Origin of the sequence: Staphylococcus sp. GDX8P114P-2 (genome assembly GCF_017892945.1) — a bacterium.
Lineage (GTDB): Bacteria > Bacillota > Bacilli > Staphylococcales > Staphylococcaceae > Staphylococcus > Staphylococcus arlettae.
In genome coordinates this window covers 155,062-167,085 of sequence record NZ_JAESMB010000014.1, presented here as the reverse complement: position 1 = coordinate 167,085, position 12,024 = coordinate 155,062, and the positions used below count along the sequence as shown (strand labels likewise).

At 34.8% G+C, this 12,024-nt stretch carries 8 protein-coding genes; all 8 read right to left on the bottom strand.

Annotated features, from left to right (window positions below; genetic code table 11):
• Positions 1 to 46: 46 nt before the first annotated feature.
• A complete protein-coding gene (cls, locus tag KA845_RS08025) occupies positions 47 to 1,534 on the bottom strand; it encodes a cardiolipin synthase (protein ID WP_167867796.1) in 1,488 nt (495 codons plus the stop codon).
• 126 nt (positions 1,535 to 1,660) lie between these two features.
• Positions 1,661 to 2,479, bottom strand: coding sequence for a pyruvate, water dikinase regulatory protein (locus KA845_RS08020; protein WP_002509866.1), 819 nt, complete (start codon positions 2,477 to 2,479; stop codon positions 1,661 to 1,663).
• Positions 2,469 to 5,105, bottom strand: a complete 2,637-nt coding sequence (ppdK, locus tag KA845_RS08015; protein ID WP_002509865.1) for a pyruvate, phosphate dikinase — start codon at positions 5,103 to 5,105, stop codon at positions 2,469 to 2,471. Before ppdK ends, KA845_RS08020 begins: the two co-directional genes overlap by 11 nt.
• A gap of 327 nt (positions 5,106 to 5,432) precedes the next feature.
• A complete protein-coding gene (locus KA845_RS08010; RefSeq protein ID WP_167867795.1) occupies positions 5,433 to 6,836 on the bottom strand; it encodes a sugar porter family MFS transporter in 1,404 nt (467 codons plus the stop codon).
• Between the two features lie 51 nt (positions 6,837 to 6,887).
• Positions 6,888 to 8,309 carry an L-arabinose isomerase gene (araA, locus tag KA845_RS08005; protein WP_210127937.1) on the bottom strand — a complete coding sequence of 474 codons (1,422 nt, stop codon included), beginning with the start codon at positions 8,307 to 8,309 and terminating at the stop codon, positions 6,888 to 6,890.
• Positions 8,310 to 8,321: 12 nt separating this feature from the next.
• The gene (locus tag KA845_RS08000; protein WP_002509026.1) at positions 8,322 to 9,017 is read right to left on the bottom strand and encodes an L-ribulose-5-phosphate 4-epimerase; all 696 of its coding nucleotides are present in this window, start codon (positions 9,015 to 9,017) and stop codon (positions 8,322 to 8,324) included.
• Positions 8,995 to 10,617 carry a xylulokinase gene (locus KA845_RS07995; protein WP_107373748.1) on the bottom strand — a complete coding sequence of 541 codons (1,623 nt, stop codon included), beginning with the start codon at positions 10,615 to 10,617 and terminating at the stop codon, positions 8,995 to 8,997. Before KA845_RS07995 ends, KA845_RS08000 begins: the two co-directional genes overlap by 23 nt.
• A 138-nt stretch (positions 10,618 to 10,755) precedes the next feature.
• Positions 10,756 to 11,838 (bottom strand): GntR family transcriptional regulator, encoded by a 1,083-nt coding sequence (locus KA845_RS07990; RefSeq protein ID WP_021459683.1) that lies wholly within the window; start codon positions 11,836 to 11,838, stop codon positions 10,756 to 10,758.
• Positions 11,839 to 12,024 lie beyond the last annotated feature (186 nt).

Sequence of the window (12,024 nt, the reverse complement as noted above, 5' to 3'; positions counted from 1 at the left end):
TTTAACTATTATTAATTGCAGCTTTCAGCTTTAATACTTAGCTTTTTTATAATATTGGCGAAGCTAATTTAGCAATTGATTGCTTGAATTTAACCCAACCTGAACGTTGTTCATAGCGTTCTTGCGTTAATTTTTGTGATACTTTTAAATCTTCGTTAAAAGCAGCTTTTAATTGCTGAGTAATGGTTTCATCATATATAAATGCATTTACTTCGAAATTTAATTCAAAACTACGTACATCCATATTCGCAGACCCTACACTAGCTACCTCATCATCAATCAAGAGCATTTTTGAGTGAATAAAACCATTCTCATACGTATACACATTGACACCGTCTTCAATTAATAAAGCAACACTTGCTAAAGTTGCCCAATGAACTAATGGTTGATCCGGTTTATTCGGTATAATCATATGGACTTCTACACCTGATTTAGCAGCTATCCGTAAAGCGTTAATGTAACCTCGATCTGGAACAAAATACGGGGTATGGATATAAATCGATTTTTTCGCACTCATAATCATTCTTAAATAGCCAAACTCTATTTGATGCCAATTATCATTAGGTCCACTTAGCGCGAGCTGCATCATCACATTACCTTCAGATTGAGCATTATTCGGAAAGTACTTATCACTATAATCCAATTGTTCTCGACGTGATTGTGAATTCCAATCCTCTATAAAACTAAGTTGTAATGCATCAACACCATCACCTTGAATTCTTATATGCGTATCTCTCCAATAACCAATTTTTTCGTCTTTGCCTAAGTACTCATCGCCGATATTAAAACCACCAACATAACCTTTGTGACCATCTATGACTAATATTTTCCGGTGATTTCGATTATTTATTCTAAAGTTCACAGGTATAATTACCGCTTTAAAGAAAGCCTCTACTTGTCCACCGTTTTGCTGAAATTGCTTAAATCGCGATTTATGTAATGACTTTGAACCAACTGCATCGTACAATAATTTAACTTCTAATCCTTCACTCGCTTTTTGTTCCAATATTTCAAGGATTTCATTACCAATACCATCTAACTTTAAAATATAATATTCCATATGAATGTATGTTTGTGCATTTCTTAAATCTTCTTTCATTTGTTCAAATAACTTACGTCCATCAGTAAATATATCAACTTTATTATTATTACTAAGAAATGATTGTTCTCGTGTTAATAATGTATGCACAATATCAGAATGTTTTTTAGTAATTTGATGCTCCGTATCAACCACATAATCTGTTGCATCTTCAAGTTGTTGATTCACTCGTTGTTTATCATCTTCAATTAATTTACCTTCACTAATACTTAGTGCTCGTTTTTGCTTCACCATTCTGCCTAAGAATATATACATTATAAAACCAAAAATTGGCATTACAAATAATAATAACAGCCATGCCCACGTAGCAGTAGCGTCACGCCGGTCACGATCTAAAAATATAATAATAAAAGCTAATCCTAAATTAATCACAAAGAAAAATAGTAATATTCCTTTATAAATAGGACTAATACCTGGATCTAATATGATTTGCATTGCTAACACCTCGCCATCTCTAAGCTATATCATTGTTATTACCCTTTATTATCTAAACACAACATTATAGATCACGCAAAAAAAACAGTTGTAGCAATTTTTGTGACTACAACTGTTTTTCGCCTTTTATGTTAAATATTGCTCAATATGAAATGCTGATTCTTCAATTGAACGATATTCTGTATTAATAACTTCAGCGTTCAATTTATGAAATATTTCTTCAGCATATGCCAATTCTTCTTTAATGCGTTCAACGCTATTATAATTCGTAGGACCACTCAAACCAAGCACTCTTACTCGTTCATTACGAATATTCATAATATAATTGGGACTAGCAGTTAAGCCAAATACTTTTAATTTTTTATTTTTAAATACTTCATCTGGAATAGCGACCTCTGGCACTAGCGGAATGTTAGCTATTTTATATCCTTTATTCGCTAAATACATACTAAGTGGTGTTTTAGACGTCCGTGACACACCTAAAATCAATGCATCCGCTTCACCTATATCTGTAAAGTGTTTGCCATCATCATATTTCACTGAATATTCAATAGCTTCAATTCGTTTAAAATATTGTTCATCCAGTTTGCGAAGTGCGCCACTTTCCAAAATCGGTTGACTCTCAGTCCGTTGTTGAATCATATCAATTAAGTCTGTCATGTAATCAATATATTGTAATTGATGTGCTTGTGTATATTGTTTACCGAGTGCATTAAATTCAGGATTGACCAGCGTCGTAATGACGATTGCATGTTCTGCAACTGCCAACTCTAAAATATTCATAAGCTCTTCTTTACTTTGAATAAATGGAAACTTTTTAATCGCGACTTGGTTCAATTCAGGAAATTGTGATAATGTAGCATGAACCATACGTTGCGCTGTCTCACCAATAGAATCAGAAATGACAAAAATACTTAGTTGTGCTGTTTGAACATTATTTGACACTCAATCGCCCGCTTTCTACTTCGCTTTGTGCTGTTGCTAAAATAGCTCCCGGTACTCTATATGGTGAACAAGAAACATAATCAATTTCTAAATCATTGAAATAGTGAATAGATTTCTCATCTCCCCCAAGTTCTCCGCACACACCAATTTTTATATTAGGATTCACTTGTTTTGCTTGCACTGAAGCCAATTTAATTAATTCTCCCACACCAGATTTATCTATAGTTTGGAAAGGATCTTGTTCTAATATACCTTGATTGCTATAAGCATTTATAAACTTACCTGAATCGTCACGTGAAAAACCAAAAGTCAATTGTGTTAAATCATTCGTCCCAAAACTAAAGAAGTCAGATACTGTTGCCAACTCAGCTGCAATTAGACATGCTCTTGGTGTTTCTATCATTGTGCCAATCAAGTAATGTAAATCCTGTCCTGTTTCTTGTGCTAATGCTTCAATACGTTCTGTAATCAATGTTTTCAATGTAGTAAATTCTTCAACAGTTGACACTAACGGAATCATAATTTCTGGATTTGTGTCGATACCTTCCTCTTTTAGGCGTATCACACTTTTCATTATTGCCTCAGCTTGCATCACATATAATTCTGGGTAAGTGATAGCTAAACGACACCCTCTATGTCCTAACATCGGGTTTACTTCATTTAAGCTTTCAATATGTTTATCGAGTGTTGTCACAGTGACACCAAGCTGTTCAGCCACTTGCGCTTTTTCCGACTCAGAACGTGGTAAAAATTCATGTAATGGTGGGTCTAGTAATCGAATAATCGTAGGTTTTTCACCAGATTGTCTTAATATTTGTTCAAAATCTTCCGTTTGATAACCACCAATTGTATTTAAAGCTGTAATACGTTGTTCTTGTGTATGCGCTAAAATAAAACGACGCATTTCAATTAATCGTTCTGGTGCAAAGAACATATGCTCCGTACGTACTAAGCCAATACCTTTTGCGCCAAATTGGTACCCTGCAGTAATATCTGGTACCGTTTCTGCATTCATACGAACTGATAAACGTGCAATATCTTCAGCCCAAGTCATATACTGTTCAAATGCTTCACTATGCTCAGCAGTAATCGTTGCTATTTCCCCTACATAAATATCGCCTTTTGCGCCATCGACTGAAATAATATCACCTTCAGCTAATGTACCTCCTGGGTATGTAACAACTTTTTCCGTTGTATTAATTTCTAAATCTGCACAGCCTGTAACACAACATTTACCCATACCTCTAGCAACTACTGCTGCGTGTGAAGTCATACCGCCATGCGTTGTCACAATTGCTTCACTGGCAACCATACCTTCAATATCTTCTGGTGATGTTTCTGGTCGCATTAAAATAACCTTTTCACCTTGTTCATGTTGTTCTTTTGCTTCTTCAGCCGAGAAGACAACCTTCCCACTCGCAGCCCCAGGACTGGCTGGCAATCCTACTGTTGAAATAACAGTTGCCTTTGTTAAAGCTTCATCATCAAAATTTGGATGAAGTAGTTGCTCAATTGATTTCACTTCAACTTTAGTCAGCGCTTCTTGTTTTGTTATCACTTGTTCATTGACCAAGTCGACGGCAATATTTACCGCAGCATTTGCCGTTCGTTTACCATTGCGTGTTTGTAAAATATAAAGTTGCTCATTTTCGATTGTAAATTCTATATCTTGCATATCTCGATAATGTTGTTCTAACTGTTGTGACACGCTGACAAATTGTTGGTGTACATGAGGCATTTGTTCTTCTAATGAAGCAATATCTTTAGGAGTACGTATGCCTGCCACCACATCTTCGCCTTGTGCATTTAATAAATACTCTCCAAACAATTTCGCTTCACCCGTTACTGGATTACGTGTGAATGCCACCCCAGTACCACTACGTTCCCCACTATTACCAAAGACCATTTCTTGAATATTGACTGCTGTCCCTATTTCGTACGGTATGTCATTTAACTGTCTGTAAACACGTGCACGATCATTGTCCCACGATTTAAAAACAGCTTCGATAGCCTCTGTTAATTGCACTGTTGGTTCTTGAGGAAATGGTTTATAAACTTTTTCAACATATAATGATTTGTAGTGTTCGCAAATTTCTTTCAAACCTTCAGCTGGTATATCTGCATCATTGTCATAGCCATGGTCCGTTTTATATTTATCAAAGTATGCATCAAATGCTGTCATTGGCACATTATAGACCACTTCACCGAACATTTGTAACAGTCGACGGTAACAATCATAAGCAAAACGTTCATCATTGGTTTTGCGCGCTAATTTTTTTACATTGTCATCATTTAATCCTAAGTTCAAAATAGTATCCATCATACCAGGCATTGATATTTTGGCGCCACTTCTCACAGATACAAGTAACAATTGTTCATCTGATGAAAATGATTTACTCGTACGTTGTGAAAATAAGTCAAGTTGTGTTTGTAGTTGTGCTACCACTTCCTCAGATAACTTACTTCCGTGCTCAAGATATTCAATGCAAGCTTGAGTCGTAATCGTAAATCCATCAGGTACAGGTAAACCTAAGCGTTTCATCTCTGCTAAATTGGCCCCTTTACCACCTAACAAATCTTTCATTGATTTTTGTCCTTCATCAAAAGCATATACTAATTTTGTCATACTATATCACCTCTAATTGTTTAATATGTCATACTAATGAATAAGAGTATGTCATATTAATGGTAAAAAGACAACTAAAATGTATAATATTTACAGAAAATTCTATTTTTTGATAATAGATTTAACCAGTAATAAGTTATAACAAAGCGCTCGAGTTATTAATATATCTTATTTATCACTTAGTAAAATTATTAACCTTACTGCACAAAAATATTGCTTTCTGTAATGCTACAAAATTTTATAAATACAAAAAAACGTCAATTTCTATATCATCTCAATAGAAATTGACGCTACTTCTTTAGTTAAATTATTCCAATATAATATTAATTATATTTTTTCTACATGTGCAGTTGTTTGTTTTACACTTTGTTGTTCTCCAATTGCTTCAATTTCTTCTAAAGTACGACCACGTGACTCAGGCACACATTTTTTCACGAATAGTACACCTAAGATACAAATTACTCCGAAAATAGCAAAGACAATTTGTTGTGAGAAATAAGCTGTCATTATTGGGAATAACAAACCTACTAAGAATGAACCGATCCAGTTTAATGATGAAGCTGCACCAGATGCAAATCCTCTAATAGTTAGTGGGAAAATTTCACCGACAATAACCCAAGTTAATGGAGCCCATGTAAATGAATAAAATGCTACATAAATACTTAAAAAGACCACAATTAAAATTGGATTAGTATTAGGTGCAATCATATGAATCACAGCTGGTAAAATGAATGATAACCCCATAACTGTACCGCCCAACATAAGTAAAGTACGACGGTTAAATTTATCCGCAATTGCGATAAATAATAATGAGCCTAATACTAAAATGACACCTTGAATGATTGGCCACATTAAAGCATTACTCGCTGAATTACCAGTTGCCTGTTCCACAATCAACGGAATGTAATAAAATATAGCATTGGCACCTTGGAATTGTTGGAAGGCAGCGACACCTAACCCTGCTACTACTAAATATTTATATTTCCCAGTAAATAAAGTTGCTAATGTATTATTAACTTGTGTTTTTTGCTCTTTAGCAATTGTATCTTGAATTTCTCGTAGTTCTACATCGATATTTTGATTATGACGTAAATTACTCAATACAGTTTTAGCTTCTTCAAATTTATTATTTTTAATTAAAAAGCGTGGAGATTCTGGTAATCGTAACACACCTATAAATAATACAACAGCTGGTAAGGCCGCAATACCTAACATTAGTCTCCATCCTAATTCAATTGGTAATCCACGTAAAAAATAATCAACAATATAAGATAATAACATACCTGAAACGATCATCGTTTGGTTCATACCGGACAAGCGACCACGATATTTTGCAGGTGCCATTTCAGACATATAAGCTGGCACCAATGCAGATGCTGCCCCTACAGCTAAACCTAATATGACACGTGAAATCGTCAAGAAATAGCTGCCATTATGAGGTGCAATACCTGATAAAATTGACCCTATAATAAACACGATTGCTGACAGTAAAATCATTTTCCGTCTGCCTAATTTATCTGATAATCGCCCTGCTAAAATACCACCGAATATTGCGCCTAACATGACTGAAGAAGTAATCAGACCAATGATAAAACCACTATTAATTCCCCAATCTTCACGTAAAAATGGTAATGCACCAGTCATAACACCAATATCATAACCAAACAGAATACCCCCAAATGCACCGAAAAAATAAATAAATTGATTTGATACTTTACTTTGTACTTTCATCCCATTCACCTTCTTTTTTAATAAGCCAAGTGCTATGCGTAATAAGTGAAATTAATCTATTATCGTATATTCAGCATTAAACATTTTTAATAGCATTAAAATTTGTGTTTTAGTTAACGCTAAAGATAAAACCGTATGATGCCCGCCACCTTCTTCAAGCCATCTTTTCACACCAGTTGTGAGTGAAGGTTGCACTTCCCACAACACACGAGCAACTGGTAAATGTGGGGCAGGTTCATCTAACTGTTTGGCGGTAATATCATTCACAATAAACTTATAATGTGTTCCTAAATCAACCATCGTGACTACTACACCATCACCTGGTTTACCATCAAAAACTAATCGCGCTGGATCGTTTTTGTCACCAATTCCTAAAGGGTTAACTACAATTTTAGGTTTAGTAGCTGCCAGTGTAGGATCTACTTCTAACATATGTGACCCTAAAATATGTGCTTGATCTTTTCTTAAATCATATGTGTAGTCTTCCATAAACCCTGTCGCTTCATTTTGTGCAGCGATTTTCAATAATCTATCTAGTGCAGCCGTTTTCCAATCACCTTCACCTGCAAATCCATAACCTTGTTCGTTCAAACGCTGTACTGCTAATCCAGGCAACTGTTTCAGACCATGTAAATCTTCAAAATTTGACGTAAAGGCGCTATAACCGCCATCATCTAAAAATCGTTTTATCGCAATCTCATATTTGATTTGTTCAATAACAGATGCATTAAAATCGTCTTCACTATAATTACGATAGTCAAAATCATATTGTTGTTGATATACTTCAAATAATTGAGTTATTTCTTCTTCTTTAACTTCGTTAACATAGCTAACTAAATCACCAATTCCATAATAATCTACAGTCCAGCCATATTGAATTTGTGCTTCTATCTTATCGCCTTCTGTAACAGCAACATTACGCATATTATCACCAAATCGTGCTACTTTCAGACCAAAGCTTTCATTATAAGCATATGCCACATGCATCCATGCCTTTAATTGGCTTTGAATTTCGGTGTTCTGCCAATCACCAAAAATAATTTCATTTTGCTTATTTAAACGACGATTGATAAAGCCATATTCTCTATCGCCATGTGCTGATTGATGTAAATTCATATAATCCATATCGATATGTTGCCAATCTATATCATTACGATATTGCGTCGCTAAATGCAGTAAAGGTTTTTGTAATAATTGTGTACCTCTAATCCACATTTTTGCTGGTGAAAATGTGTGCATCCATGTAATAACACCTAAAATATCATCTCGGTAATTAGCTTCTTTCATAATTTGAGTAATTACATCTGCAGAAGTTGCTAACTGTGGTTGTAATTCAATTTCAAACGGCAAGTCTGCTTTATTATTCAATTCATTTGCTATATCTTGTGCGTTGCTCTTAACTTGGTCTAATGCCTCTTCACCGTATAAAGCTTGTGATCCTACCACAAACCAAAATTTTTTATTCTCTGCCATTATTATTCCTCCTTAATTTTGCCCATAATAAGCATTCGCCCCATGTTTGCGCTCAAAATGTTTGTCTAATATTTCTTGAGGAAGCGCTTCCGCAAATGGGTTTAATTGTCGTGTAAAGATATTCATTTTACATACTTCTTCTAACACAACTGCATTCATTACTGCATGCTCACAATCTTCTCCCCAGACAAATGGTGCATGTCCATGTAATAATACTGCAGGTACATCATGTGGATTAATACCTTGATTCTTAAACGTTTCAACGATGACATTTCCAGTTTCCAATTCATAATCATTGTTGATTTCATCGGAGTTTAAAAATCGTGCACATGGGATGGAACCATAAAATGTATCAGCGTGCGTCGTTCCCATAGCAGGTACATCTAATCCAGATTGTGACCATGTAGTAGCCCACGGTGAATGTGTGTGTACCACACTGCCGATATCTCCAAATTGTTGATATAACACTGCATGTGTAGGCATATCTGATGAAGGTCTCAAACTGCCTTCTACAACTTCACCCTGTAAATTACAAACCACCATATCAGCTGGTTGCATCGTTGCGTAATCTACACCGCTTGGTTTAATAACAAATAGTTGTGTTTCTGAATCAAACGCACTGACATTACCCCATGTATATTTAATTAATCCACGTTTGGGCAATTCTAAATTTGCTTGATATACTTCAGCTTTTAATTGTTCTAACATCGGCTTCCCCTCCTAAATATTTATCTATTGCTTGTTCAATCGGCAATGCCTGTTTTACTTTTGCTACATAGTTATTAAAATTAACAACCTCTTGTGATGAAGGTGTGACAGTCACTTCAGTTGCACCTTCAAATACATAGTCGTTTAAAAACGTCTCCAAAGAGATCTGTTCTTGGAGTGCACTATAATAAGCTAAAATACTAATCCCCCATGCGCCGCCTTCACTTGCAGTATCCATCACCGTAATATCATTGTTTACAGCCGATGCTAATACTTGTTGAGCTATCTTTTTCGTTTTAAAAATACCACCATGTGCAATTAACTTATTTACAGTGACTGATTCTTGCGTTTGCAACAAATCCATTCCTATTTTCAATGTGCTAAAAGCACTATATAAATGCATTTTCATAAAATTAGCTAAATTAAAATTATTTGTTGGTTCCCGTAAGAATAAAGGATATCCAGTTGCAACATCAGTAATATTCTCACCAGAAATATAGTTGTAAGATAATAGACCACCAACATCATCATCACTAGCTAATGATGCTTCAAAAAGTTGTCCGTACAACTGTTCATGTGAAATATCGATACCTAAAGTCTGTAAGACTTCGTTAAACAGTCGCATCCAATCATTGATATCTGATGTGCAATTATTTGTATGAATCATAGCAACTTCATCACCTGCTGGCGTCGTTACAATATCAATTTCTGGATACATTGCTTGCAAACTTTGTTCTAACACTATCATCGCAAAAGAACTTGTACCTGCTGAGATGTTGCCAGTATTAACTGTTACTGCATTTGTAGCAACCATACCTGTGCCAGCATCTCCTTCAGGTGGACATAAGATACAACCACCTTCAAGTTCACCTGTTGGATCTAGTAATTTGGCACCTATGTCAGTTAATGTTCCGCCTTGTTCGCCGGCTAATCGTATTTCTGGCAACAGTTGTTCTAATTGTTGTGTGTAGCCATGACTTGCAAATAGCTTATTCGCAATTTCTAATAAATCTTGTCTATAAGCTTTTTCTTGTGGATCTACTGGAAACATTCCTGATGCATCACCAATACCTATGACCTTTTCTCCTGTTAAATACCAATGAACATATCCTGCTAAAGTTGTCACATAATCAAGTTGCTGTGTATGTGGTTCTGCTGACAACATCGCTTGATAAATATGAGCAATACTCCAACGTTCAGGAATATTAAAGTTAAATGCATTACTTAATTCCTTTGCTGCTGCAGTAGTATTACCATTACGCCAAGTTCTAAATGGTACAAGGATATCTTCTTGTTCGTTAAAAGCTAAATAACCATGCATCATTGCACTGATGCCTATAGATTTAACTCGCTTCAACGTAATATCATATGTGCTTTTTAACTCTTTTGCCATCATTTGATAGCTTTGTTGTAACCCAACCCATACATCGTTAAGCGAATAAGTCCAGTAACCATCTTTCAATTGATTTTCCCAATCAAAATTACCTGATGCTACTACTTGCAAGTGACTATCTATTGCTACAGTTTTAATTCTAGTCGATCCTAATTCAATACCAATCGATATATCTTCTTGCTTTAATTCTTGCGTACTTACTCTCATTTCAACACCCCATTACTGTAACCGTTTTCAAGATAAATATAAAACATTTGTCCGTACATGTCAATATAATTATATTTTTGTCCGTACAAATATCAGCTAATTAAAACCCCAAACCAACGCGGCTGTTGATTTGGGGGCTTAATTTATTTTTTTAACTGAATTACGTTCTATAATATATGTGTCGATACGTTCTTCTGGCTGTATTTTATCTGTGTCAATAGTCTCTATCATCCAGTTAGCTGCCTTTTCTCCTAACAACTCTTGCGGATGTGATGTGGTTGTTAAATTCATATCGCTTAATCTACTCAATACAGAATTGTCTTCCCCAACAACCGAAATATCATTCGGTATACTAAATCCAAGTTGTCTTAAACGTTGAATGATTTGATACGCGATTTCATCGTTATAACAGACAACTGCAGAAACTGATATTTTTTGTTGTTGAATGTGTTGGACTATCTGTTCTACTACTTGGCGTTTATTTTCAGTATCATAAGTGTAAATATGCTCACCCTTGAAAACAATATTATTATGTTCGAAGGCATTAAAATAACCTTTCATTCGTAATTTTCCTTGATTATCATCAATCTTAGTAATTAATGCGATATCTTCATGACCATGATCAATTAAATATTGTGTTGCTAAATAGCCTGACTTAATATCATCAATTGCAATATACGGTAAGTTTAGCTCATCATACGTAGCATTAATCATAAGTATTGGTATATCCCGTTGTTTGAACATAGAATAATAAGATAGATTAGGGTTATAAACATTACTTTTCGTCGGTTCGATAATTAATCCTGTCACGCCTTGATTTAACATCATTTCTAAGCATTTGCGCTCTTCATCATGGTTATTATTTGTACTCGCTAATATTAAAGAATAACCATTATCACGTAACACGTGTTCAATACCTCTTATAATACTGGGAAAAATATAGTCGGATAAGTACGTCACAATAACACCAATTTTTTTAGTTCCTGTTGTTTGCTGCGCATTTAAAAAACTATAGCTCACATATGAGCCAGCACCTTTTCTTTTTTTTATATAGCCTTCTGCCACAAGGATATCCATTGCTTGTCGAATTGTATAACGGCTAACTTGATAATTATCTTGAAATTGTTTTTCCGTCGGTAACAACATACCCACGTGATAACTCTTATCGAGAATTTTGCCTTTAATTTCATCGGCTATTACTTGATATTTGGGCTTATTCATATCTGACGATCTCCTAGTATTACCTAATTTTCTCATACACATTTAGTATAGCATAACTATTTAACGCACTTTTATATTTATCTAGCACGTTATATAAAATATGACAGATAGTTAATATTGTGTCATAAATGCACGAAAAGAAAAAGTAAGCAGAATTGACTACCTTTTTAAAAAGGCGTTCAAGTC